This is a genomic window from Nocardia sp. NPDC047038 (assembly GCF_040644075.1).
GTDB lineage: Bacteria > Actinomycetota > Actinomycetes > Mycobacteriales > Mycobacteriaceae > Nocardia > Nocardia sichangensis.
In genome coordinates, this window is sequence record NZ_JBEYVQ010000021.1 from 1 (window position 1) to 26728 (window position 26728).

The 26728-nt window shown below is 66.5% G+C and carries 16 protein-coding genes and 1 tRNA gene; 10 read left to right on the plus strand and 7 right to left on the minus strand.

What is annotated here, in order from left to right:
- The 3 genes from ABZ824_RS35190 to ABZ824_RS35200 all read right to left on the minus strand — a co-directional run.
- A partial coding sequence (locus tag ABZ824_RS35190; RefSeq protein WP_356968658.1) for an amino acid adenylation domain-containing protein occupies window positions 1-1577 on the minus strand: 1577 nt, incomplete at its 3' end.
- 292 nt (window positions 1578-1869) lie between these two features.
- Window positions 1870-2853: a LuxR C-terminal-related transcriptional regulator gene (locus ABZ824_RS35195; protein ID WP_355081484.1), complete on the minus strand. Its 984-nt coding sequence runs from the start codon at window positions 2851-2853 to the stop codon at window positions 1870-1872.
- Window positions 2854-2996: 143 nt separating this feature from the next.
- Complete coding sequence (locus ABZ824_RS35200) at window positions 2997-3872, minus strand: M23 family metallopeptidase (protein ID WP_355081482.1); 876 nt, start codon at window positions 3870-3872, stop codon at window positions 2997-2999.
- Window positions 3873-4078: 206 nt separating this feature from the next.
- On the opposite strand from ABZ824_RS35200, the gene ABZ824_RS35205 reads away from it, so the two are divergent.
- The 3 genes from ABZ824_RS35205 to ABZ824_RS35215 all read left to right on the plus strand — a co-directional run bounded on the left by ABZ824_RS35205 (window position 4079) and on the right by ABZ824_RS35215 (window position 6254).
- On the plus strand, window positions 4079-5125 hold the full coding sequence (locus ABZ824_RS35205; protein WP_356968661.1) for a nitronate monooxygenase: 1047 nt from the start codon (window positions 4079-4081) through the stop codon (window positions 5123-5125).
- Window positions 5126-5187: 62 nt separating this feature from the next.
- Entirely contained in the window at window positions 5188-5580 is a 393-nt protein-coding gene (locus tag ABZ824_RS35210) for an SCO5389 family protein (protein WP_355081478.1), read from the plus strand.
- Between the two features lie 125 nt (window positions 5581-5705).
- On the plus strand, window positions 5706-6254 hold the full coding sequence (locus ABZ824_RS35215) for an HD domain-containing protein (RefSeq protein ID WP_356968662.1): 549 nt from the start codon (window positions 5706-5708) through the stop codon (window positions 6252-6254).
- 15 nt (window positions 6255-6269) lie between these two features.
- Here ABZ824_RS35215 and ABZ824_RS35220 read toward each other — a convergent pair whose 3' ends face one another.
- The 4 genes from ABZ824_RS35220 to ABZ824_RS35235 all read right to left on the minus strand — a co-directional run bounded on the left by ABZ824_RS35220 (window position 6270) and on the right by ABZ824_RS35235 (window position 10056).
- A complete protein-coding gene (locus tag ABZ824_RS35220; RefSeq protein ID WP_356968664.1) occupies window positions 6270-7907 on the minus strand; it encodes a long-chain fatty acid--CoA ligase in 1638 nt (545 codons plus the stop codon).
- Window positions 7901-8503 carry a serine hydrolase domain-containing protein gene (locus tag ABZ824_RS35225; RefSeq protein WP_356968666.1) on the minus strand — a complete coding sequence of 201 codons (603 nt, stop codon included), beginning with the start codon at window positions 8501-8503 and terminating at the stop codon, window positions 7901-7903. The genes ABZ824_RS35220 and ABZ824_RS35225 overlap by 7 nt, the downstream gene beginning before the upstream one ends.
- 132 nt (window positions 8504-8635) lie before the next feature.
- Complete coding sequence (locus tag ABZ824_RS35230) at window positions 8636-9667, minus strand: cation diffusion facilitator family transporter (RefSeq protein ID WP_356968668.1); 1032 nt, start codon at window positions 9665-9667, stop codon at window positions 8636-8638.
- Entirely contained in the window at window positions 9664-10056 is a 393-nt protein-coding gene (locus ABZ824_RS35235; protein ID WP_355079977.1) for a metalloregulator ArsR/SmtB family transcription factor, read from the minus strand. The genes ABZ824_RS35230 and ABZ824_RS35235 overlap by 4 nt, the downstream gene beginning before the upstream one ends.
- A gap of 527 nt (window positions 10057-10583) precedes the next feature.
- Between ABZ824_RS35235 and ABZ824_RS35240 the strand changes: the two genes are divergently transcribed.
- From ABZ824_RS35240 to ABZ824_RS35270, 7 genes are all read left to right on the plus strand, one after another.
- Complete coding sequence (locus tag ABZ824_RS35240) at window positions 10584-11726, plus strand: acyl-CoA dehydrogenase family protein (protein ID WP_355079979.1); 1143 nt, start codon at window positions 10584-10586, stop codon at window positions 11724-11726.
- 80 nt (window positions 11727-11806) lie between these two features.
- On the plus strand, window positions 11807-13279 hold the full coding sequence (locus ABZ824_RS35245) for an NAD(P)/FAD-dependent oxidoreductase (RefSeq protein WP_356968767.1): 1473 nt from the start codon (window positions 11807-11809) through the stop codon (window positions 13277-13279).
- A gap of 74 nt (window positions 13280-13353) precedes the next feature.
- Window positions 13354-14250, plus strand: a complete 897-nt coding sequence (locus ABZ824_RS35250; protein ID WP_356968671.1) for a DUF1542 domain-containing protein — start codon at window positions 13354-13356, stop codon at window positions 14248-14250.
- A gap of 94 nt (window positions 14251-14344) precedes the next feature.
- Window positions 14345-14417, plus strand: a tRNA-Arg gene (locus ABZ824_RS35255).
- Between the two features lie 1024 nt (window positions 14418-15441).
- Window positions 15442-21513: a hypothetical protein gene (locus ABZ824_RS35260; protein ID WP_356968673.1), complete on the plus strand. Its 6072-nt coding sequence runs from the start codon at window positions 15442-15444 to the stop codon at window positions 21511-21513.
- Entirely contained in the window at window positions 21510-23762 is a 2253-nt protein-coding gene (locus tag ABZ824_RS35265) for an MBL fold metallo-hydrolase (protein ID WP_356968675.1), read from the plus strand. Before ABZ824_RS35260 ends, ABZ824_RS35265 begins: the two co-directional genes overlap by 4 nt.
- Window positions 23759-26131, plus strand: coding sequence for a hypothetical protein (locus ABZ824_RS35270; RefSeq protein ID WP_356968677.1), 2373 nt, complete (start codon window positions 23759-23761; stop codon window positions 26129-26131). The genes ABZ824_RS35265 and ABZ824_RS35270 overlap by 4 nt, the downstream gene beginning before the upstream one ends.
- Window positions 26132-26728 lie beyond the last annotated feature (597 nt).

Consider the following 26728-nt stretch of genomic DNA (forward strand, 5'->3'; position numbering starts at 1 on the left):
GGCAACGCCGCCCGATCCAACTTCCCCACCGGCGTCAACGGAATCTCGTCCAACACCACAATCGACGCCGGAATCATGTACCCCGGCAACGACTCACCGATGTACTCGGCGAGCGCGTCGGTGTCCACGTCGGCGCCGGGGCGCGGCAGCACGTACGACACCAGTGCGGTCGCACCCGATGGCAGCGCCTTGCCCAGGGTGGCCGCGAAGTCGATATCCGGATGGCTGGTGAGAGCGTTGTCGATCTCGCCCAGTTCGATGCGGAAACCGCGGATCTTCACCTGGAAGTCCGAGCGGCCCAGGTATTCGATGACGCCGCCGTCCTGGCCGGCCGATTCGGTGCGTCGCACCAGATCACCGGTGCGGTACAGCCGCGCCGCCGGGTTGCCGCTGTCGGCGCCGAACGGGCTGGCGACGAATCGCTCCGCGGTCAGGCCCGGCCGGTTGAGGTAGCCCTGCGCCAGCGCGGGACCGGACAGATACAGCTCGCCGACCACCCCGGCAGGAACCGGCCGCAGCCGCGAGTCCAGCACGAACGCGCCGACGCCCGGGATGGCCGTGCCGATCGTGATGGGCTCGCCCGGCGTCATCGGCGGCGTGCTGGTGGCCAGGATCGTGGCCTCGGTGGGCCCGTAGCCGTTGTAGAACTCGCGCTCGGCCGCCCAGCGTCCGACCAGTTCCGGGCCGAACTTGTCACCTGCCACCACCACGGCCTGCAGGTCGTCCAGTCCGGCCGGATCCACCGATTCCAGGGCGCCCGGCGTGATGAGCATGTGCGTGACGTGCTCGCGCCTCAGCAGATCCGCCAGCTCGAAACCGCCGAACACCGTCGGCGGCGCGATCACCAGCGTCGCGCCGGAGGAGAAGGCCAGCAGCAGTTCCAGCACCGAGACGTCGAAGTTCGGCGAGCAGACGTGCAGAACGCGCGAGTCCTCCGTCACGCCGTAGTGCTCGCGCTCCGCGGCGACCAGCCCGGCCAGACCGCTGTGCGTGACCACGACGCCCTTGGGCTTGCCGGTGGAGCCGGAGGTGTAGATGACATAGGCCGGGTGCCGCTCGTCGAGCGGACGGACCCGGTCGGTGTAGGAGATGGGGTGCTCCGGGCGCGCGGCGATGCGAGCGGCCTGCACCGGGTCGTCCAGTTCGATCCAGTACACACCGGTGCCGAGCACCGGGCGGTGCGCCGAAGTGGTCAGACCCACCGTGGCGCCGGAGTCGGCGACGATGTGATTGATCCGGTCGGTGGGATAGGTCGGATCCACCGGCACGTAGGCCGCGCCGGTCTTGGCGATGGCCCAGACGGCGAGCACCGACTCCACGCTGCGCGAGATTCCGATGGCGACCACGTCGCCGGGCCCGACACCGCGCTCGATCAGCTCCCTGGCCAGCCGCGAGGACGCCGCGTCCAGCTCGGCGTAGGTGAGCTCCCGATCGTCGGCCGGGTCCCCCGTGGGGTTGAACCGGATCGCGACCTCGGTGGCGGCGGACTCGACCGCGGCGGTGAGCAGCTGCGCGAAAAGCGGACTGCCCGACCTGCGGCGACGGCTACCGCGAGCAGAGCGACGGGCGGTTTCCATTCGAGTGCATTCACCTCTCGGATCGAGCCAGGACCCGGGCTCTACCCTGCTCAGGGCTTGTTATCCGGGGCCAGCGCGGACCGAGCAATCATATAAGGGGCTGACCACTGAACCCGCGCGCTGTATTGGATTGCCGCGGATGCCGTCGGTACGGTCCGCATCCCCCTTGTCGAATGCTGTCCTCTCGTAGGACACCATCCGCCCCCCTGGAATCGGTGTCTTGCCTGATCCCTGCCGTTATATCGGTACTTACGCCATCGTGTTGCACTAGTGCCCGAATCGGTGAGCTTGGTCACAGCCATCCGCGCCGCGTGGCCTGCACCCCCGCCTGGAATCTGGTGCTCGCCCCGAGGCGCTCCAGCAGCCGTGCGGTCCGGCGGACCACCGTGCGCCGGGACATCCCGAGTCGCCGCGCGATGGTGTCATCGGTCGCGCCGAGCCCCATCAGGGTCAGGATCGCGCGGTCGCGTTCGTCCAGCGCCTCCGCGGCCGGGTTCACCGAGATCGGCGCCGCCATCGTCCACAGCACGTCGAAGGTCTTGATCAACAACTCGAGCGTGGGGGAACCGGTGATGCGCAGACCCATCGGGTCGGGCCTTCGTTCGTCGGCGTGCAGCACCAGGCTGGCCCGCTCGTCGTCGCTGATGATCAATTTGAGCGGCGGCTCGGGCAGGGTTCTGGCCTGCGCACCGCCCGCGTTGGTGGACAGCGCGTGCCGCAGGCGCTCGGGGTCCTGATAGACGGTGTCCTGATACAAGGTCTGGTAGCGGATGCCGTCGGCGAGCCTGGCGCGTTTGAGTTCGAACAGTTGGCGCTCGCGCTCGGGATCGCTCAGATAGGGCCCGCGCTCGACCAGCTTGACGCAGCTGCGCGCGCCGGTCTGCATCTCCTCGAAATCCGCCAGCATCTCCAGCCGCTCGTACACCGGCACCACCGCGCCGTTGCCGCGGGGCGAGCGGCGCACCGAGCGGAACGTCTCGCTCAAGCGTGCTGCGGCGGCGTGCATCTGGTTGATCTCCTGCTGCCTGCGCCGAGCCTCGGCTTCGGACAACGATTCCGGCGCGTGCGCGTCCCACAGCGGTTCGCCGTCGGGCGACTCGACGCGGACCGCGGCGTGCAATTCACACAACACATCCAGCGAGTCCGCGGCGAGGTCTTCCGAAACGCCCAGGTACTGCGCGATATCGGCGAGACTCGACCGCGGATGGTGCACCAGCACGGCGTACGCGCGGCCGTGCGGTGACCCAGGCTCGAAGATGTCGCCCAGCTCGATCACGGCCCGAGCCTAGCGACCGACCGGTGTCCGTGGGGCAGCTCTACGAGACCAGGACGCGAACCGCCTCCCACGTCACCGGGACGCGGGAGGCTTCGCTGCGCGCAACCGTGCGCTGATCGGAATATCAAGCCGGACAGGGAATGTCAGTGCGCCGACGGGCCCCACTCCAGGGGCACTCCCTTGGCGGCCAAGTAGGGCATCGGGTCGATCTTGGCGCCCGACTGGTCCCAGATCTCCAGGTGCAGATGCGGACCGGTGGACTGGCCCCGGTTGCCGACGGTGGCGATCACGTCGCCCGCGTTCACCCGCTGGCCCGCGTGCACGAACATCTCGTTCACGTGGCCGTAGACGGCGGTGGTGCCGTCGTCCTGCAGGATTCGCACCCACAGACCGAAACCGGAGGCGGGCCCCGCCTCAATGACGGTGCCGTTGCTGACCGAGTGGATCGGCGCGCCCAGCGAGTCGGCGAAGTCGAGACCGTAATGCATGGCGCCCCAGCGGCTGCCGAAGCCGGAGCTGATCTCACCGGCCACCGGGCGCACCGCGGACGCCGGAGCGACCTGCTGCTGCACGCCCTTGAGGGCCTCCTCGGCCTGCGCCAAGGGACCGATGACCTCCGGGGGAAGGTTGGGAATGCCGAACGGCGCCGCGACCGGTGCGGCGATCTGGCCCGCGACCGCGGCGGGCTCCGGCGCGGCCTGCGCGACCGGCTCGGCGGCGGCCTTGGCCTCGACGATCGGAAGGATGCTCGTACCCTTCACGGTGGAGGGCGCGGCCTGCGTCTCCTCGTCGGCATCGTGCGAACCGGGCAGCAGCGGCGACGCGTAAGCGAGCGCGGGAGCGACCTGGCTGGCAGCGCCGATCAAGGCACCCGCGGCAACCGCCGCGGTGGCGGCGGCCTTGACTCGTTCGGTGGCGGACGGCTCGGCGCGGTGCCGCGTCGGACGGCCCGATTCGCCGCCGTCGCCGAGGAGGCTCTGGACGGTTATGGAACTTGGGCCTACACGGTGCTGCGACAAAGCTGAATCCTCGGTCGTACAACAGGGTCCGGGATGCCGGAGCCCTAGCGGAACCGGTTCGATAACGATCCGGTGAAGCCGGGCGGATAACGGTTTGGCATCCGTCGTGACGGGAACTCTACCGCGTCGTGACCATTCCGCAACCTTCCAGCGGAAAAACGCTGGTGAGGCCCGGGTCACATGTCCAGATACGCGACAATCGAACCGTGATCCTCGACCACTTGGACGTTCCGATCGCGCTCGCCCCCATGGCGGGCGGCCCCTCCACCCCCGAGCTGACCGCCGCAGTGGCCGAAGCGGGCGGTTTCGGCCAGCTGGCCGCCGGTTATCTGAGCGCCGCCGACACCGCGGCGCGGATCGCGGCGACTCGCGCGGCCACCGGCAAGCCGTTCGGCGTGAACCTCTTCGCGCCGGGCCCGCCGACTCCTCCCGCCGATCTGGCGGACTATCTGGCCGAACTCGGCGCCGAACACCAGCTGGGAGATCCGCGCTTCGACACCGACGACTGGGACGCCAAACTGGACCTGCTCGTCGCCGACCCGGTCGCGGCCGTGTCGTTCACCTTCGGCTGCCCGAGTGCCGCGGACATCGAGCGGCTGCATGCCGCCGGTTCCGAAGCCTGGGTCACCGTCACCTCGGTGGCCGAGGCGCGCGTCGCCGTCGAGGCGGGCGCCGACGTGCTCATCGCCCAAGGCGCGGAGGCGGGCGGGCACCGCGCGACGTTCACCGATCGGCCCGCCGACGACGCCACCGACCCACTCGGGCTGCTGGCGCTGCTGCAATTGCTCTCCGCCGCCACCGACCTGCCGCTGGTGGCCACCGGCGGCCTCACGACCGGCGCGGGCATCGCCGCCGCGCTCGCGGCGGGCGCCGCGGCCGCGCAACTGGGCACGGTGTTCCTGCGCTGCCCCGAGGCGGGCACCAGTCAGGTGCACCGCGCCGCGCTGACCGCCGACACCCCGACGATGCTCACCCGCGCCTTCACCGGACGCAGGGCACGCGGCTTGCGCAACCGCTTCCTGGTGCGGCACACCGCTACCGCGCCGACCGGATACCCGGAGATCCACTACGCCACCGCCCCGCTGCGAGCCGAGGCGCGGGCGGCGGGCAACCCCGAGGAGGTCAACCTCTGGGCGGGCCAAACCCATGAGCTGACACCGGAGCTACCCGCGGGCGAACTGGTCTCGACCCTGGCCGCCGACACGAAAGCCGCACTGGAAAAGGCACTTTCGCGCCGAATCCAGCATTATTGACAACGACTTTCGTTTAGACTTCAGTGGCATCGCATCGACGTTCAGCACTGGAGGAGAGCGCCATGTCCCTTGATGTCCCCACCGCAGTACTCGAACGCGCCGAACGCGGCGAGGTCGACGACGCCGACTTCGTCGAGGTCGTACGCAATTCGCTGCCCTACGCCTGGGAAGTGGTCAGCCGCGTAGCCGGTGAGCTGCGTTCCGGGACGGCCGAATTCGCCGACAACACGATCGCGCCGCCCGACGAGGTGGCGCGCGGGCAACTGCTGCGCGCCATGGCTTCCGACGCGATTCGCGGTGGGCTGGAGCGGCACTTCGGCGTGAAGCTCGCCTTCCAGAACTGCCACCGGGTCGCGGCGTTCCCGCTCTCCTCGGTCGGCGGCGAGACCTACACCACGTTCATCGGCACCCGGGCCCAGCTGCTCAACCAGAGCCCGGAACTGCGCAACTGCTGATCCACCGAATCGAACACCCGGCGCGGCAAACCGTTTCGCCCGCGCCGGGTGTTCTCGCGTATGCGGCGCCGTGCCCGCGCGTCGCCGCCGCCCGTCACGGACGGCTGCGCGTAGGGTGAACCGCCATGAGCAGCAACGATCTTCGCGATGAGGTCGAGGCCCGGCTCGCGCCGTGGCGCCAACAGCTCGGGGCGGACCGCGCCGCCTACACCAATCATGTGCTGCGGGTGCTCACGTTGTGCGATCTGCTGGCCGACGACCGGCAAACCCCGCCGAGCGCCCGTGAGGAGTTCCTGAGCGCGGCCGTGCTGCACGACATCGGCATCTGGTCGGCGGGCAGCTTCGACTACCTCGCGCCCTCGTGCGACCAGGCGCGCGCCTGGCTGGCGAGCATCGACCGCGACGACCTGACCGAACTGGTGGTGGCGATGATCGACCAGCATCACAAGATCCGCCCGGCGGGCCCACCGCACGACCCGGTCGAGATCTTCCGGCGCGCCGACGCGATCGACGTCGAACTCGGCTTGCTCGGCCGGTTCGGCATCTCGCGCGGAACCTACCGTGAGCTGGCGAAGCGCTATCCGAACCACGGCTTCCACCGCAAGCTCGTCTCCCTGGTCGCGCGGCGGTTGCGCAGTCACCCCGCGTCACCACTGCCGATGCTGAAGTGGTGACGCGGGGCAGCGGCGTCAGGACAGGGTGGTGACGTCCAGGTCGCCGTCGGCGTACTGGGCGCGCAGCCGCTTCTTGTCGAACTTGCCCACGCTGGTCTTGGGGACCTCGGCGATGAACGTCCACCGTTCGGGCAGCTGCCATTTGGCGAACTTGTCGGCGAGGAACTCGCGCAACTCCTCCGGCTTCGCCTCCGCACCCTCGGCCAGCACGATCGCCACCAACGGACGCTCGTCCCATTTCTCATCCGGTACACCGATCACGGCGGCCTCGGCGACCGCCGGGTGGGCGATCACCGCGTTCTCCAGATCCACCGAGGAGATCCACTCACCACCGGACTTGATCACGTCCTTGGAGCGGTCCACCAGCGTGAGATAACCGTCGGGACTGATCTTGCCGACATCCCCGGTCCGCAACCACCCGTCGTCGAACTTCTCCGGATCGATCACCGTGCCGTCGGGCGAATAGTACGACCCGGTGATCCACGGACCACGCACCTGCAACTCCCCCAACGCCACCCCGTCGTTGGGGACCACACCCTCGTCACCGACCAGACGCGCCCGCACCCCGGCCGGGAAACGACCCTGAGTCACCCGATACGCCCACTTCTGCTCCTCGGTGACCGCGGTCGCCGGCGGATGCGCCACACTACCCAGCGGCGAGGTCTCGGTCATCCCCCACGCGTGCAGCACCCGCACCCCGTGCTTGTCCTCGAAGGTGCGCATCATCGACGGCGGCACCGCCGAACCACCCACCACCACCGCACGCAGATGCGTGATGTCCTGCGGGTTGGCCGCCAACCCGGCCAGCACCCCACCCCAGATCGTGGGCACCGCCGCGGCGAAGGTCGGCTTCTGCGCGGCCATCACCTCCAGCAGCGGACCCGGCTGCAGGAACCGGTCGGGCATCAGCAGATTCGCCCCCGCCATCAACGCCGCATACGGCAGACCCCACGCGTTCGCGTGGAACAACGGCACGATCGCCAGAATCGAGTCGGTGCCGTGCAAGCCCATCCCGTTGTTCGCTGCCACCTGCATCGCGTGCAGCCAGTTCGACCGATGCGAATACACCACACCCTTCGGATCCCCCGTGGTGCCGGAGGTGTAGCACATCGCCGCGGCGGCGCGCTCGTCGATCACCGGGAAGTCGTAGGTGTCCGGCTGCGCGCCGAGCAGTTCGGTGTAGGAGTGCACCTGCACCCCCTCGGGCGCGGTGAGCGTGGCCGCGTCGCCGTTGACCACGATCACGTGGCGCACCGTGGTCAGGTGCGGCAGGATCTGCCCGAACAACGGCACCAGCGTGCCGTCCACCAACACCACCTGATCCTCGGCGTGGTTGGCCACATACACCACCTGCTCGGGGAACAACCGGATGTTCAACGCGTGCAGCACCGCGCCCATCGCGGGCACCGCGATATAGGCGACCAGATGCTCGTTGTTGTTCCACATGAACGTGCCCACCCGGTCACCGACCCCGATGCCCAGCCCGCGCAACGCGTTCGCCAACCGCGCCGACTCCGCGCCGACCTCACGATAGGTCATGGTGCGCACGCCGGTACCGGTCCATGTGGACACGGTCGAATCCCCAGCGAACGTCGATGCGTAGCGCAGCAACGTCGCCAACGACAACGGCTCGTCCTGCATAGTGCTCAACATCGGAACTCCTTCTTCCATCGATGACTTCCCCACAGAAAGCCACATCGGTCTCGGCCACCATCGGGTTCCGTACCAGCAGTTCCCGGGTCCGCGACGGTGAGCGTCTCCCCCGGCGGGTTCGCCACGCCGGACCGATGCGCGAGCACCTGCCCAATCGTGCTGGATTCCTTGCCGTGGCGGACGTATTCGGGAATGCGGCGGCCGATCGGCGCGTGCGGTTCCAGCAGTTCGCGCTCGGTGCGCAGGCGCTCGGCGAATGCCGTGACGCAGTCGGACGCGGAGTAGGTGACGAACGGCGTGGTCATGTCGACCGGCACATTCGGCGCGTCGGTGCCGTCGCCGTCCGCGTGGCCCAGCGCCTGGTCGACAACGACTTGCTCGGACCGTCGCACGCACAACTCGATGGCCGGGTGCGCACCGCTGCGATAAACCGGTCGCACGCGCTGCCATGGATACTCCGCGTAGTCGCGGGCAAGACCGGCTTCGGGCGGATCCACTTCCGCGCCAATCGACGCGACGATGTCGAAATATTCCGGCTTGCGACTGCGTAGACCCAGGTCGGGCAGTTCAGGGAGAGTCGGTACACGCGGCGTCATGGTTCAGCACGCATCGACCATGAGCCACATCACACCGGGGATGCTACCCAACGGTAGGCCGCTGTGGGCAGGGGCCGCGGAGCAAGAACCGCGACCACCCATCCGACGGCATACGCCATCAGTTTGCGCTGGTCAGCTCGGTGCGCGACCCGGCCCGGAGACCGCGACTTCGGTATGCGCCGGATAGGCATGCACCACAGCGGTGTCCAGCTTGGGCACCACATGGGTCAGGGCGTGCTGAGCCTCGTGCGCGACGCGGTGCGCGTCCGCGAGCGTGATCGTCGGGGCGACGTCCAACTCGACGTCGGCGTGCAGCCGGTGACCGATCCACCGCATGCGCAGGCTGCGCACGCCCTGCACGCCGGGCTCGGCGGCCAGCGCTCGCTCGGCCGCGGTGACCATCCCGGGCTCGACGGCGTCCATCAAGCGGCGCAACACGTCGCGTGCCGCGGTTCGCAGCACCGCGAGGATCGCCGCGGTGATGAGCAACCCGACGATCGGATCCGCGAGGGGGAAGCCGAGTGCCACTCCGCCCGCGCCGAGCAGCACGGCCAGCGAGGTGAAACCGTCGGTGCGCGCGTGCAAGCCGTCGGCGACCAGCGCCGCCGAGCCGATCCGCCGGCCGACGCGGATCCGGTACAGCGCGACCGTCTCGTTGCCGAGGAACCCGACCAACCCGGCCGCGGCGACCCAGCCCAGATGCTCGATCGGCACCGGATGGAGCAACCTGCGCACCGCCTCATATCCGGCGATCAGCGCCGACAAGGCGATCATCGCGACGACGAACAACCCGGCCAGATCCTCCGCCCGGCCGAAGCCGTAGGTGTAGCGCCGGGTCGCGGCCTTGCGGCCGAGGGCGAACGCGATCCACAGCGGAACCGCGGTCAGCGCGTCGGAGAAGTTGTGCACGGTATCCGCGGCCAGCGCCACCGAGCCGGACACGGCGACGATGCCCAGTTGCAGCACCGCGGTGCATCCGAGCACGACCAGGCTGATCTTGACCGCCCGGATGCCGATCGCGCTGGCCTCCAGCGCGTCATCCATGCTGTCGGCGGCGTCGTGGCTGTGCGGGACGAAGATCTCCCGCAGCACCGCGAACGGTCCCGAAGGATGCCGGTGATGATGATGTCCGTCGCCGTGGTGGTGATGGTGCCGATGGGTCATGCGCTCGCCTCGTCTCGGCCGGGGAGTTCACGCAGCGCGCTCGCGCCACGATGATGCGCGGGAACGCCTGGGCCCGCGTGCTCGGCGTTGTACACCGCGTCCACCACCAGTTGCCGGACGTGCTCGTTCTCCAGGCGATAGAAGATCGTCGTCCCCGATCGGCGGGTGTTCACCAACCGCGCCATGCGCAATTTGGCCAGATGCTGGGACACCGAAGGCGCCGGCTTGCCGACCTGTCCGGCCAGGTCGTTCACCGATAGTTCTCGGTCGACCAGCGCCCAGAGCACTTGCACGCGGGTGGGGTCGGCGAGCATGCGGAACACCTCGACAACCAGTCCGACCTGATCCTCCGCGAGACGCGGCCGCCATTCCTGGTTATCTGCATTCATACGCAGATATTAGAACAGACAAAACCGCCGACACCAGCGCTCCGGGCCGGTGTGGCGGCGGCACCCCCTGCGTTGCCGCCGACACACCGGTCGACCCCGGATCCCGACAGTCTTCTGTCTTAGTCGAGTGTGGCGTCAGTGCGCCAGGCGAGCGCAGCGATATCACCCGACTGAGACAAACCGATCGGCACGCCCTTCCCGCGATGTGGACATGCCTCGCGCACAACGACGGTTACCAGCACGAATACCCCGGCGTCGCAGCGACGTTCACGCGCACCTGTACACACAACTGCACGTGCAGAAGGAGCGTCCTGCAACAGTTCACACTCGGCCACCAGGTGCCGCTCCGGTCGGAATATTCTGCACCGAACTCGTCGTATCCGCCGCAAATCGTGTCCGGACCGGAATGTCCCGCCGTGCCGCACCCTGGATTCGCCGCGACCGCCTTCCGACGTGAAGGAGCCGCCGGACACGCCCGGTTACTGTGAATCACGAGAGACGCACCGAGCGACCGTGGAGTAGACGACATGCCAGTGGACCGAATGCTGCCCACCTCCGAGGCCAGGGACCTGCTGGAGCTGACCCGCGACATCGCCGACAAGGTGCTCGAACCGCGCGTGGCCGAGTGCGAGAAGACCGGGATCTTCCCCGATGGCGTCTTCCCCGCGCTGGGCGCCGCAGGGCTGCTCAGCCTGCCGTATCCGGAGGAATACGGCGGCGGCGCGCAGCCCTACGAGGTGTACCTCCAGGTGCTCGAGGAACTCGCCGCCCGGTGGGCCGCCGTCGCCGTGGCCGTCAGCGTGCACAGCCTGTCCTGCCATCCGTTGTTCGCCTTCGGCACCGAGGAACAGAAGGAACGCTGGCTGGCCGACATGCTCTCCGGCGAGACCATCGGCGCCTACAGCCTGTCCGAACCGCACGCCGGTTCCGACGCGGCCGCGCTGCGCTGTCGCGCGACCCCCGTGGCGGGCGGCTACCGGATCACCGGCGCCAAAGCCTGGATCACCAACGGTGGACGCGCCGACTTCTACACCCTGTTCGCCCGCACCGGCGAAGGTTCCCGCGGCATCTCCTGCTTCCTGGTCCCCGGTGATACCGAGGGGCTCAGCTTCGGCAAGCCCGAGGAGAAGATGGGCTTGCGCGCCGTGCCGACCACCACCGCCGCCTATGACGACGCGTTCCTGCCCGCCGAACGTCGCGTCGGCGCCGAGGGACAGGGACTCTCGATCGCCTTCAGCGCCTTGGATTCCGGCCGTCTCGGCATCGCCGCGGTCGCCACCGGCCTGGCGCAGCGCGCCCTCGACGAGGCCGTCGCGTACGCCAAGGAACGCGAGGCGTTCGGCCGCCACATCATCGACCACCAGGGGCTCGGCTTCGTGCTCGCCGACATGGCCGCCGCCGTGGACTCCGCCCGCGCCACCTACCTCGACGCCGCCCGCCGCCGCGACGCGGGCCTGCCGTACTCGCGCCAGGCCAGCGTGGCCAAGCTCGTCGCCACCGACGCCGCCATGAAGGTCACCACCGACGCGGTCCAGGTGTTCGGCGGCTACGGCTACACCCAGGATTTCCCGGTCGAGCGCTACATGCGCGAGGCCAAGGTGATGCAGATCTTCGAGGGCACCAACCAGATTCAGCGTCTGGTCATCGCACGCCAACTCGCCGGGAACTGACGCTATCGCTGGCCGGAAATGCCGATTGAATGACCGCGGATGTCTTCGGACCTGCGGATACCGGCTCGTACTCTATATGGATGACGACGCCGTCCATCATCATCATCGGCGCCGGATTCGGTGGGCTCGGCATCGCGCTGGAGCTGCGGCGGGCCGGGCTGGACAACTTCACGATTCTGGAGCGCGCCACCGATCTCGGCGGCGTCTGGCGGGAGAACACCTATCCCGGCGCGGCCTGCGACGTGCCTTCCCCGCTGTACTCGTGGTCCTACGAGCCGAAGTCCGACTGGCCACGGCGTTTCTCCGAACAGCGCGACATCCACGAGTACATGCAGGGCGTCGCCGACCGGCACGGCCTGCGACGCTTCATCCGTTTCGGCACCGAGGTCACCGACGCGGAGTTCGACGAGCGCACCGGCCAGTGGACCGTCCGCACGGCCGACGGAGCGCAACTGACCGCCGACATCCTCGTCCCGGCGGTCGGCCAGCTTTCGCGCCCGGCCCTGCCGAACATCCCTGGCATCGAAACCTTCACCGGTCCGGCGTTCCACTCCGCCGAGTGGGATCACGACGTCGACCTGACCGGCAAGCGCATCGCCTGCATCGGCACCGGGGCCAGCGCGATCCAATACATCCCGCGCATTCAGCCGACCGCGGGTCACCTCACGCTGTTCCAGCGCTCCGCCGCCTGGGTGCTGCCGAAGGCCGACGTCGAGTACAGCGCTCTGCATCACGCACTGTTCAAATACTTTCCGCCCAGCCGCCTCGCCGAGCGCTTCGCCATCTGGTCCTTCTTCGAGGCGCTCGCCCTCGGCCTGACCGACATCCCGGCGATCAAGACCCCCGTGATCGCATTGGCCGACCGGCACCGGGAAAAGCAGGTGCCCGACGCCGAACTGCGCGCGAAACTGACTCCCGATTACGCGGCGGGGTGCAAGCGCGGACTGTTTTCCAACGAGTACTTCCCCGCGCTGGCGCAGCCGAACGTCACCGTGGAGACCACTGCCATCGAGTCGATCACGCCGACCGGAATCCGCACCGCCGACGGCGTCGAGCACGACGTGGACGTCATCATCTTCGGTACCGGCTTCAAGGGCACCGAGTTCCTTGCCCCGATGAACATCTACGGCCTCGGCGGACGCAAACTGGCCGACGTCTGGGGCGACGAAGGCGCCCGCGCCTACCTCGGACTCTCGGTGCCCCAGTTCCCCAACCTGTTCATGATGTACGGCCCGAACACCAACGTCGGCTCCGGCTCCATCATCTACATGCTCGAATCCCAGGCCCGCTACATCCGCCAGGTCGTGCGGTACCTGACCGATCGTCCCGGCCGCTACCTCGCCGCCCGCCCCGCCGCCGAGCAGCGCTGGGACGACTGGTTGCAGAAGCGCTTGAAAGACACCCCCTGGAACTTCTGCTCCAGCTGGTACCGCAACGCCTCCGGCCGGATCACCAACAACTGGCCCGGCGCGACCCTGCTGTACCGCTGGAAGACCAAGACTTTCGACCCCGCCGACTACGACGAGGCGCAAGCACCCGCCGCGACGCCGTGACCCGCACACTCAGTGAGACCTCAGCAAGCCGACAGTAAACTGGCCTTGTCCGAGATCCCGCGGAAGAGGTGCCCATGTTTTGGCTGCTTATCGCCTTGATACTCGGCGCGCTGATCGTCTTGCTGATATGGCAGTCACAACAGAGCGAACAGCGTAAAGCTACCGAGTTGGCCGACGCTCTCGCCGACGCCAGGCAAGTGAACGAACGGCTCGGCGGCCAGGTCTACAGCCTCTCCGGCAGCAACGACGCCGCCGTCCAGGCACTCGCCGACGCCTCCGAGCGGCATCTCGCGGCCGGCGCGCAACTCGACCAGGCGCGCACGCCCACGCAGGCACGGCTGGCGAAGCAGACCGCGCTGGAAGGGCTCTACTACATCAGGGCCGCACGGACCGCGATGAACATGGACCCGGGCCCCGCGATCCCCGGACTCGACGGCCAGGACGCCGCGGGGCAGGTGACCGAGAAGCGCGTCGTCGAGTACGAGGGCAGGCAGATCAAGGCCGCCCCCGAACCCTCGTCATCGACACCGAATTACTACCCCGGCGGCCGAGTGGCCGGACGACCGGTACCGGCTGGGTGGTACTCCGAACCTTGGTGGAAACCCGCCATGGTCGCAGGCGCCTGGGGCCTCGGCTCGGCCCTGCTGTTCACCTCCCTGTTCTCCGGGATGTCCGGAGTGGGCTACGACGCGCACGGCTTCGAGAGCGGCTACGGCGAAGGGTTCCAAGACGGACTGGCCGCGGACGACGGCCAGGGCGGGGACGGCGGGGACGGCGGCCAGGGCGGGGACTACTCCGGGGGCTACGACCAAGGCGGCGACTACCCCGGCGGTTACGACCAGGGCGGCGACTACCCCGGCGGTTACGACCAGGGCGGGGACTACTCCGGCGGCTATGACAACGGCGGGTTCGACGGAGGCGGCTACGACGGCGGAGGGTTCGACGGCGGAGGATTCGACGGGGGCTTCTGATCCCGTCCACCAACGCCCATACGACAGCGATGCGGCCTCCAAGCCCGTTACCCGGTAGACTGCGAACGTCCCGGGCGGGCCTCGAGCCCACCCAGCCTTCGTAGCTCAGGGGATAGAGCACCGCTCTCCTAAAGCGGGTGTCGCAGGTTCGAATCCTGCCGAGGGCACATACACGACAGCGTTTCCGCAGGTCAATTCGGTTTCGCGATCCACGCACGGTTTGCGGATCGTCAACAGGACCGTATAAATGCAGGTCAAACGGTTGCCCCGGTTCGAGTCCTGTAGGAATCAAGAAACAAGGGCAACTGGACCGGCAAAATCGGCGGACTTCAAGATCAGCCGACTTCGATGCGATGAGGCCCCGCGGGTGTCACTCGGAGGTGTTGTCCTTGCCCTTGTTCGCAGTCAACGTGGCGATTCGTCGGTGTTTGCCGAGTTCGGACGTTCCACCACCCGCGACCGGGATCAGCGGTTTGATCACTCCTACAACTCACAATCCGCGCCCGCGATGCTTCAATTATGAAATACACTGCAAGACAGCGTGATTAACCGTGCCCGAACACGATGAGATCCCCTACTCTACGCAGAAGATCGGAGCCGGGTGGTGGTTCGATCCCTCGATGTCTTCTGCGGTGCTGATATCGCGACATTGCATGCCGAGGCCGATCTTGTCTGGGTCGCCCGGCACTATTTAGATCCGCCCTCCGCGATGGAGCCGCCGCCCGATACTGATCGGGCGTCGCAGTCGTACGCCGACCTCTTGGAGAACCTGCGCCGCAACCGGGGCCCGCGGCACTGCTGCGCATGGCACGGCGCAACCGGCAGTTGCCTTCAGATCTACTGCGACTCAACACGTCAGGGGATCAGCTTGTGGTATGGATGGGCCATCGGAATCAGGTCGTACGGCTCTATCGGGCCGACCGCGACACGCCCGAGTTGCAGGGATATCGGCCTTAATGCGAGTGAAGGGTAGCCATTTTGAGCGAGTCCCATGATGACAGGCACCATTCAACGGACGTACGGCTTACTGAGGACGAGTCCCAGATCCTACGGCGAGCCAGGCTCTCGAAATCGGCGGCAAGCGCCATCAGCCGGGGCAACCTCATCGCGGAGGTCCCAAAGCTGACTCGTGTCGAAACCAGTTCCCTGTACCGACATCTCAAGCATCGCAGCGGCGCATCGTTGTCCGCGATGGCCACGGCGGTCCAGTCCAGCCTTGCTCGCGCCGACGATGAGCATGCGGCGCGGATCCTCCACGACTGCTTCCACGGAGCGATCGCGGTGACCGCCGCAACTGTCGCGCTGACCGAACGCCAACTCGCCGCGATCCTGCGCGCCCGTCCTGACGAGTTGCCGCAGACAGTTGAATCGCTGATGAATAACTGGAACGACGCCGATACGATCGATATCGAAGACTTTGGTTCTACATCGGTAGTGCGGGCGGCGGCCTGGTCGTCAATGGTTGTCGGCAGGCACGCGGGGGATGTGGCCGCCCTCGCCTGGCTGCACGCGGACCCGCCTGCATTCTGGAGCACAGCGCAAATCGATGCCATCCAGCACGTGTGGGGGTCGGTTCGGGAGCGATATCCGCTTCTGCCGGAAGTGCCCGCTTCCCTGGAGAAGCTTGTCGAGATCCTTTCCGAACTGAGCGATATCGACTATGTAGACGATTCGGAGACTGTCGATGCCAGTGACGAGGAAGCGAGCATGCCGGAGGCGGTCGGATTGTTCAGCGTGACTGCGGCGGATGTCATCAAGTCCAGAATGACCGGCCTGACCGAGAACCTCTCGGCCGAAGCGGTCCGAGAACTTCGTACCGGGAACAACCCGACCCTATTGGCAGAGTTCATTGCCGCAGGTGAGCGACTGGAGCAGGAGCGGCAGTCGATTACCGCAGAAGTCCTACCGACTCTCACTCGCACGATCGCTGCGGGCTTGCCAGTCGAGACTACCGACATTGCCGGGATCGTGGAATTCTCCGTGCATCTGCGCGTGCTGCTGGCCGCCGCAGCTGCTACCGCCGATGAGTCGGTCGCTGACCTGGACACGGCGCGAGCGGCCTTACAGCGAGCCCACGACGCTGTAGCTGAGGCGGATGCCGCCGATGAGCGGGTCGAGCAAGTTCGACGTCTTGCGGCGTTGACCGGGCCGGACTTCCTCGCCGAGCAAATCACGCTGATTCAGGCTCTGGCCTGCGACGTGACAGTCGACAGCGATGCGGAGACGGTCGGCGCTCTCCTGGCCCTGCTGGAACTCATCACCCTCGCAGGCCGAGACCTTCAGCGTGCCCACGAACTCGAGCAGATGGTCAAGGCAGCCGCACTACCCGCCGCGAATTCGTTGCTCTCCTTCGTGAACACCCCCGGCGCCTTCGCCCTCAGCGATACGCTCACCCCACCGCCCGTCACCTACGCCGATGCGGCCCTGCCCGACGACCGCCCGGCGGACGACGACACAGCCAGGTTCAGCGGCGATGCCACTGGTGACGACAGTGCCGCAACGAGCCACGGTGACGCAGCGGACGGTGGCGCCGACGCAACTGTCGCCGATTCGCGCACGGATACGACGAACGAGGTTCGATCTGCTGGACAGCAGACCGAACCGGGGCTCGAAGATGTTCTCGCCCAATTGGACCTCATCGTCCCGATGCCGCGTTCACCGCAGGCCCCAGCTGTCCCGCCCCCGGCCCCCGCCTCGGTCGCACCGAAGGCAGCAGGCTCGGACTCGTTGTACAGCGAACTGCTCCGATCAGGCGAACTGTCACTGGCCTACTGGGCCAAGGTCGCGGAAAACGCCGACACCTCGATTCAAGCTGCGCACCGGCTCGCGGCGCTCGCCGCCGCGATGAAGACCTCCGCCGGATCCAATGCCGCCGAATTCGCCTCGACTATCGCGGATCTCGAACCACGCGATCTCAGAGACCATCCCGGTCTGCAAATGCTCGTGTACGGAGCATCGGTGCGCGCAGGCTTGCTGTCTCCGATCACGGGGGCATCCGATCCACTGCGTGCGTCCGCGAGCGTCGTGCGCTCCGGAGACGCGGTCGCCGCGCTGACGGAAGTGCTGCAGGCCGCGATCTACGCCGGGGTGTACTTGACTCCTCGTAATGTCAATGCGGTGATCGAGGCGTCGGAGGCTGCATCGCAACACGACGCATTCGCCCGGGAGGCAGCCGCCAAGCTCAGGAACGCCCCGAATCGCACCATCAAATACGGCCCGGCAACCGAACTGTGGCAGGTTTGGATGGCGCCGGAAGATGGTTATCTCGGTGTACCTCTCAATATCGTCGCATCTGGGACACCGTCGCTGGAAGACCTGCAGTTCGTCCGAACCCGTGTCGCCGATCTGCGCACGCCGCGCAGTCTCGAGCAAGCCCTTGATCGGGCAGCCGCGCAAGCCCGCAGCCGAAAGCGGAGCGCGAAGCGGATCGAGGCCGGAGCGCGGATCAAGTTGCTCGACTGGGCGGGTGAGGTTACCGAACTGTTGGCACGATGGGTCGATACGACGGAGAACGTGCTGCCGTCCGACGGTGGTACGTGGATGACCGATCCAATCGCGGAGTTGCGGGCGAAGGTGGCCGCGGTCCGGGAACCAGCACTGGCTGAATTGGCAGTGCTGGGTGACAGCGGGGACGTGGCCCGCGATGCCGCGACCGATGCCGGGCTGAAACTGTTGAACAACGCACTGGACCTGCTCATGGGCACCGAGGTTGTCGACGGGCCTGAGACCTCGTCCGCGCGCACGCTCAACGGGCTCCTGACTTTGGCGCCTGCCGTGGAACTCTACCCGTCGATCAAGCCACGCGGTTCGGTCGAGTTGGCCGACATACAAACCGCATTCGACGCTCTACGCGCCGGTGACAACGGCTGGATCAAGGCATTCGACAAGCGCGCCGCGCGACATGATCAGGTGGGGACCCAGCTGCTCATCGAAACGCTGCGACCACGCAACTCGCGGCTCGCACAGCAGTTGTCGGCGGAGCGAGAGAAGGCCATCGACGCTTCCGTCGACCAAGTGGATCAAAACGCCGCCGCACTCGCGGCTCGTATCGACTCCGACCGGTTGTCCGGGCGGTTGACCGTGGATAAATGGACCGATCTGACTACCCGCGTGCGAGCCTGTCAAACTCCGCATCGCGGCGCTCGCAGCGACTTCGACATCGTGCTCGACAGGCTCAGCGAGCTCGAGCTCGAACGAGCCGAGGCTGTGAAGTTGGAAATCAGCACCGTCAGAAGCGCGCTCGACACCCTGGAGATCTCCGCCGACGCAGTGGAGCGGATTCAGCAGTGTATCGACAAAGGTGACCTGACCACCGCGGCGGAATACGTGGAGACGGTCCGAGCCGGTCGCCAACTGCCCGCCAAGCACGCCGCCTCCGACCACCTGTGCCATTTTATGGGTGGTTTTCCGGACGCGTTCGCCGCCGATCGCCCCGGGCACGGTGCTGACCGACGCCCGATCCTCGTCCAACTGCACGATGCTCTGGAAGCGGGCATGTCGACCGACGATCTCCCGGCTGGTGCGCTCCGCGATACGCTGCGCCACGCCGAGATCGAGCTTCGACGGGTCGGTCGCGGAACGACCGCATCGTCCCGGATCGAGCAATGGACTCTGCTTGCGAAAAACAGGTCCTTCCAAGCTGGGATCGGTAACGTGAGGTCGATTCTCGGACAGGTCGGATTCACCTTCGACAAGGCAACCAATCCGCCCGCACGGCGCGGGCACTCCGGCGGCCGCGGTACGTGGCTGGACTTGCACGAAGTGCGGGCCAGCTTCGGCAAAGCTCTACTGCCCGCATTCGGGTCGGCGATGAGTCCGTCCGGCGACTCGTTGCGTCTGCTGGGCATCTGGCGCGCCCCGACACCGGGCGAACTCGTGGAGATGCTGCGCGACGAGCCGAACGATCATTCCATCGTGGTGCTCTACTTCGGTGTGCTCGCCTCCGACGCGCGCCGCGAACTGGCGGCGTTGTTCCGTCGCGACCGGCGGCTGCCCGCGACGATCGTGATCGATGACGCCGCGTTCGCGTATCTGTCGTGCCAGCCGGAACCGAATCGGGAAATCACGATGTCGACGCTGCTGCCGTTCACAGCGTCCGCACCGTTCGCACCGGACGTTCCGGGGGCGAGTATCCGCCAAGAGATGTTCTACGGCCGCAACGACGAACGCGGCAAGATCATCGACATGATGGGTCCCTGCATCGTGTACGGCGGACGTCAGCTCGGCAAGTCGGCGCTGCTGTTGGAAGCGGCTCGCGAGTTCGATGACAAGCAAGACCGGCATGCGATCTACGAGTCGATCTTCAAGATCGGGAGAGCGGTGCCGGTCGATGCGGTGTGGACGACGCTGTGGCCGCTGCTGGCCGAGCGGGACATCGTGCCACCGGATATGCCCGCGGGTGATGTCGCCGGTGCGCTCACCCAACACGTCACGGAGTGGGTCTCGGCCAGACCGAAGCGGCAACTGCTACTTCTCCTGGACGAATCCGACAAATTCCTAGACGGCGATGCCGAAGCTGTCAATGGGATGTTCACGCACGTGACCCACTTCAAGGAGCTGATGGAACGGACCAGACGTGCGGTGAAGGTGGTATTCGCCGGGCTGCATCAAACGGCGAGGTTCGATCGCCTCGCGAACCATCCGCTCGCGCACTTTGGAGAACCCGTCTGCGTCGGCCCGCTGGCACCTCAGGCCGCTTATGACCTGCTGACTCGTCCGTTGCGGGCGTTGGGTTATCACTTCGACGACCCTGATCACGCAGCCCGCGTTCTCGCACTCGCGAACAACCAGCCCGCACTCATTCAGCTGTTCGCCGCACAGTTGCTGCGTAACCTGCAATCCGACGCGATGCCCGAAGACGCTCCGCCGCAGACCGTGATCGCCGACGATATCGAAAGAGTGTGGGCGGACCCGGGTCTGCGGAAGTCTTTCCGCAAGCGCTTCGATTGGACTCTCGACCTCGATCCGCGATACAAGATCATCGCTTACAGCGTCGCACTCCATGCGCACGCCGGCGGCATCGACGCGACGATGTCGCCGAGCGAGCTGCGCGCCGAGTGCGAGACGTGGTGGCCCACCGGATTCTCCCCCGAGGACGTTCGCGCCGGAGAGTTCCGGGCGCTGCTTGATGAATGCGTCGATCTCGGTGTGCTGTCCTACACGGCCAAGGGATACCGGCTGCGCACACCAAACGTGCTCGACCTGCTCGGTGCCAAAGAGGAGGTGGAGGCGGTTCTCGATCAAGCCGAGTCCATCGAGCTGCCGGAAAGTTTCGACGGTAGCATGATGCGGCCGGAGTTCAGCGGAGGTCCGACCCGCGGGCCGTTGACGTCGCAGCAGATCGCGGATCTGCTGGCTGCGCGCAGTCAAGTCCGCCACGTCATAGGCTCGCCCGCGCTGACTATCGAACGGTGTCTGAAAGCACTACAGGACGAGAACGAACGTGCGGTGTCGGGACATCGCAAATACATTGTGCGAGCGAGTCCGACAACGCTTGCCAAAGTTTGTCACCAAGGGGCATACAAAGCCCCCGATGGTCACGTGATCGTGCTGGTGGACCTGCTGAGGAACGTCACCTGGGAGGTCGCTGCGGCGACATGGAAACAGGCACGGGAGCTGATCGCCGTCCACTCCGGCGGCACCTTGGGGATCGTGCTCGTGTCCGGGCCCGCACAAGCGCCGGCATGGCCGGCCGCGGGGCGGGAGGCCAGCATATCCTCCGGACTTACCGAGTTGCGCCGCTACGATCGGACCGACCTGCGGCTGTGGCTGACCGAGACGACCTTGCCCTTCCAAGACAACGCGGCTCGTGACGAATTGCTCGCGGTAACGGGTGGCTGGCCGATGTTGCTGAACATCGTCGCCGATAATTGGACCAAGCACGGTTCTGGACTGCGCTCGGACCCACTGCGTGAGATCCGCGATCGGCTGACCGACCGCGAGCACTGCCGTAAGTTGGTCGAGGCGTCAGGAGTTCGCAGCGATGAGGCGCTGAGTCAAGCATGGGATCTGCTCGTGCGTGAATGCGCCGACGATCGCGCCGATCTTGAGACATTCGCGGAATACCTCACCATGCATAGCGAGGGCAGCAGCGATGAATCCGAGGCACTCACCCCGAACAAGCTGGCCCCCGCCGGGTACAAAGACACGGCAGACGTAGTCGAAGTGCTGCATATGCTCGGGGTGCTCATCGGTTCACGTGAGGATGGGCGGTTCGCACTCGAACCTGTCATGGTAGCCGCGACCCGGCGTGTGCACGGATGAGCCGGACCGCGCCGCAACTGCTCGATGCGATACTCCTCGACGCTGCCCGAGCTGCCCTGAAGTCACAGGCATACGCGGAACAGACGATCGACCCGCACGCATTCGCGCGGGCGAATAAGGCCGGACTGCTCCAACTCGTGGCGCGGGTACGCGCCTTACGAGCCGAACTCGGGCAGAACTACCGAGACGAGTTGACCGAGACGCATTCACTGGTGGTGGCGCTGTTGGCTGACGATGCCGCGGTCAGTGCCGCCGCGGCGAAGAAGCTGTGTGACCCGCGCACGATCCGGGCGGCCCGTGGACGGGCCAAGTCTTCCGCAAAGACCGGGGGCGACGGCGAGGCACAGTCGGAGGTCACGGATGCTCGCGGCACGGTCCCCCCGGCCGCGATGCGTCGGCTGGAACGGCTCGAACGACGCCTCACCGAGACGCGTGCAGCCCGCGACCGGGCGAGGGTACAACGCGACTATGCCAATGCGGAGGCCGACCGGTTGCGTCGTGACCTCACAACCGCCGAGGAGGACCGGGACGACTCGTTGGCCGTCATCGAGGCACTGCGAGCCGAGCTGGCCGCCGAGCGTGCACGGGCGGCGGAATGGGTCACGGATGTGTCAGCTGCGGCTGCGGTGTTGAAGACTGCGATTCTCCCCGAATCGGTCGATCACCCGATAATCGAGGACATCGATATGGACCCGCGCGAGCGTGAAGCTGTCGCGACTGCCCTCGCTGCCCGGCCATCGGCGCCGGTGTCGGTGGCCGACCCGAAGCTCGCGGCGGCGCTAGCCCGGGCCGATGTGGCGCCGGACGTACTGTTGTCGATACTCAACGCCCTGCTCGAGCCACCCGCACCAGTGGAATCGGTGTGGGTTGGCGAGCCGCGTGAAATCGCCCTGACCCCATTGGGCGGCGGCACCGATATCGGCGGCTCCTGCATGCTGGTGAGCGTCGGCGGCATCCGGATTCTCATCGACGCCGGAATGCGTGCCAACAAGCGGATCGACCAAGCTGGACCAGAAGATATCGATGTGGCGTTGGCCGGGCCGATCGCCGCGATCGTGATCACGCACGCGCACAACGACCACGCCGGGTATGTTCCCGCGCTGACCGCGAAATACCCCACTGTGCCGGTGATATGTACACCCGAGACCGCGGCGATCCTGCCGACGATGTGGAACGATTCGGTGCGGGTGTTCGACCGAGCGCGTGGGCAACATGTCCGGGATGATGAACCGCTGGCGGAGCCGCCGTACGGAACCGTGCAGGTCCATGCTGCGCAGCGCCGCATCAAGGAGGTGCGGTGTGGCCGGACCGTCGAGATCGCCGCCGGTGTCACGGTCACTCTGTTTCCGGCTGGTCACATCCTCGGCGCGGCCGGTGTGGTGGTATCGGCAGGCCCGAACCGGGTCACTGTTACCGGAGATGTGTCCGACCTGGCCCAGTTGAGTGTTCCCGGTCTGGTGGTGCCGGATGTGGCGCGCGGGTCGGATCTACTGGTCATCGAATCGACGTATTGTTGGCCTCGCATTTCAAACCGCGAAGCCGAAGTCGAGAAGTTCGTCCGGATGGTGGCCGAGACCGTCGGTGATCCGGCGAACGGCGGGCGGGTGCTCGTGCCGGCTTTCGCCCTCGGGAGGGCGCAGGAAGTCGCGTTGACGCTACGCGATCGATTGCCGAATGTGCCGGTTCTCATCGATGGGATGGCCAAGGATATCGCGAAGATCTACGAGGAGCAGACCGCCGGAACCCCTCGGCCGCTGAAGATTTATGGCGAGCAGGTGTCGGCGGTGCAGCCAGGGCAACGGAATCAGCTGATGCGCACGTTCCACCGCGGAGTTGTAGTCACCACGTCAGGGATGTTGACAGCCGGTCCGGCGGTGACCTGGGCACGCTCGATCCTGCCGGACCCGAACGCCGCGCTGCTGCTCGCCGGCTATCAGGACGAGGACTCACCGGGGTTCGAGCTGCTCGAGCTGGCGAAAACCACCAGGAAGGCGACGTTCGTACTCGACCGTGAGGAGCTCACGGTCAACGCTCGAGTCGCGAAGTTCGGTCTGTCGGCGCACGCCGACCGAAAGGGCCTGTCCTCCATCATCGCCGAGGTCGGCGCGCACGAAGTGATGTTGGTGCACGGGCTTGCCTCCGCACAAAGGGATTTCGCGGACAATCTGACCCGGCGCAGGTTCCGCGTCGCCCCCACCCGGCACTGGGAGCTCGACAGCTTCTCTCGCAATCGGAAGGCACTCAAGTGACCGAGGAGGTATCCCTCATCAGCGTGTTGCTCCCGGGAACCGCGGATACGGGATTGGATGGCCTTGCTTTCAGCACGTTTGTCGATGGCGAGATTTCCGTACCTGTGTCCGCGGTCGACCAACTGCTGGTCGCGTTCAGCCACCACGTTATCGACCGGATGCCCCGAAGTGCGGCAGTCGTTCAGCTGCCGCGTGCCAACCATAGGATCGCGCTCACGCTCGCGATCTGTATGCACCTGCTGCGACTGCAAGTACCGTTGGTCGCCGGACCCGTCGTGCTTGCCGCACTCGACGTGGACTTGACCGAGCAGCTCCGGCAGCTCCGTATGCGCAACTATCGCAGTATGGCCCTCGACCGAGGCAACCCGCTATCGGCACAACGACTTTCCCGCGGAGGAGAGCTCGTTCCGGCGGTTGGCGCCGCGCCCCGTTCCGGCGATAGTTCTCTCGTCTACTTCAACACTCGAGTCGGCGACCCCACTCTGCCGCAATGCAACCCGCCACTTGTCGTCCTGGACGCAACCTCGATCACCAACCCGGACAGCCGTGCGCGAGTGCTCGCTTGGGCGTCGAAGCATTCGGCTGTTTCGACGGTTGTCGTCGGCGACATCGGCGACGAATCCCTCATAAAAACCGTGACCGCAACCGATTCCACGCCTCTTGTCCTCGCCGTGACCGATGCGGAGGTGAGTGCACTCGTCTACGAACTCAACCGGCAGGAGCCGTCGCCGAGTTCACTCTCAAGCATGTGGATGCTGTGGCATGAGAAGCAGCCCCCACTCACGATATACCGTGCCGGCGGCACCGAGATCAATGCTGCGATTGCTCGCGCGTTCGTCTGTCTGGCGACGCGGCCCGACGGGCTCATGCCACGAGCGCTCGACTACTCGACCAAGCTGCTCAATTCAGGAACCCGCCTGGCTGCGGCGGTGAACGACTATCGCAGAGCGTGCGCTTTCGCGGACCGGCCTGGCGAAGGCCCCGACGCCCTCCGTCGTGCTCTCAGAAGCATGACCTTCACGGGCACCGGCCCATGGTATGCCTGGAGCGTCGCTCGATGGGGTGAACTCAAGATCGCCGTGGAAACGCTGTGGCGGCATCTCGATGAAACCAATCCGAAGCTCAGCCTACTCTGGGAGCTGCTGGCACGCGCGGAGCGCGGCAGCTGCGGGCGGATCGTGATCCGCTGCCACAGCAAGGCAGCAGCCGTCGCTACGAGACAATCGCTCAACGGAACGAATCGGACCGACGTGCAGATCGCACTGTGGACACGTATCGGTACAAGGGTCGAGGTCGACACCTTTGCCAGGCGCTACCCGCCGGGGCACGCCGACATCCAGATCCTTACCGGCAATCCCCCACCGCGGCATTTCGCTCTGCTGTTCAGTGGTGAAGCGCGCGCGACCTGGCTGCTCGCTTACGAAGCCGAAGACGCTGCTCTGCGGCGCAGGCTGCATGGTTGGCACGCCACGACCGATGCGTGGCGGCGCACTACATTTCAGGCGTTCGGTGCATCCGAGCCGACTGCTGTCGCCGGCCCACTATCCGCCGATGAGATCCACAGCACGCCGCCAGTACCATCCGAACTGCGTATACCTGAGCTTTCGCTCCTCGATGTGCTCAATCGCGCAGGCGATGCCATGGAATCATCAATGCCCAGCGCGACACTCGGCGACTTGCGTAGCTCCGACGAAACCGAAAGCTGCGTACCGATTCACCTCGAAGACGGACGAATTTGGTGGGCGCCGAATGAGATAGACCAGGACGGCGACCTCGCCACACCTGTACTCGTGGTGGCCGACGACGAGCGCTATCGGCCCCTGCGTCATGTCCACCCCGGTGACGCGATCATCGTTCCGGCCGGTGACGGCACGGATTCCGTGCATGCCCGCCTCGTAGCCCTCAGCCATGACAACGATGATGTCGCTTCGCTCGACGCGATACTCGGGCAGTTCCGTCGGGCCGCCCGCTCGGTGCTCGAGGCGTATGACACGAAGCAGGTGGCGATAGCGGCGGTTCGTCGCGCAGGCGCGCGGGCTCCGGGTGAGCTGAGCATGTGGGCCAGTGGCCGAACCATCGCCCCTCGGGTACCCGAGGACATCGCCGCAGTCTTCAGAGCCGCACATCAGACGGCACCCGACCTGCGGCTGCTGCGCACTGTCGCTGAGCGGCTCCGCACCTTGCATCGCTCGCTCGGTCACTTCGTGAAAGCACTTGTCTCCGAACGCGCCGACGACGCTGTCGGACAGCTTCGCCGCCTCGTCGGCGAGAGCGCAGACGAACTCCTGGACGAATTCCTCGCAGCAACGGTGACCAGTGTGGGTCAGCCCACCGATGTTCCCGTCGACCTCGCGGGTCGGATCGTTTGAACCAGCACTCGATGTCAGCGGTAGAGCGTAGGCTCTGTACCGAACATGCTGTCGCGCAACCGAAGACATCACTTCCCAGAATCCTTGGTGTGAATTCGCCTGCCAGAGACATCGGCTCCAGCTCACTCCACGACTATTCGAGGACGACATGACTGTAGTCACTTCGCATGACGCCAGTAGCCTGATCCCGCCCGTCGGTATCGAGCAAAGCCGGGAGAATCGGGCTGAGGAAATCCTCGTCCATCACATCCTTGCGGAACTGGTGGATGCGCTGACCGACCGGTCCGGTGGCGAGCACCCCTTCCCCTGGTCTCCTGAGCGCAAAGTCCGCATCGGCGTACTCGGCGCCACGATCGCGCCACCGACGGCGCCCAACCCCGGCGGGGTCGATGGCGCCGCATCTGCTGCCACCGCACCTTCGGTCGAGAATCGCGGTGTGATCGGTCTGGATTTCGTGGTGAAAGGCGCTCCGGCCACCGTCGATCTCACCGTCGACGTCGGCTATGCCATCTATCAGCAACTCTTGCCTGCCTTCATCGAGGTGTCGGAAGAGGCCGCACGGCGGACGACTTCCACCGCGAGTACGTCCCGTCGCCG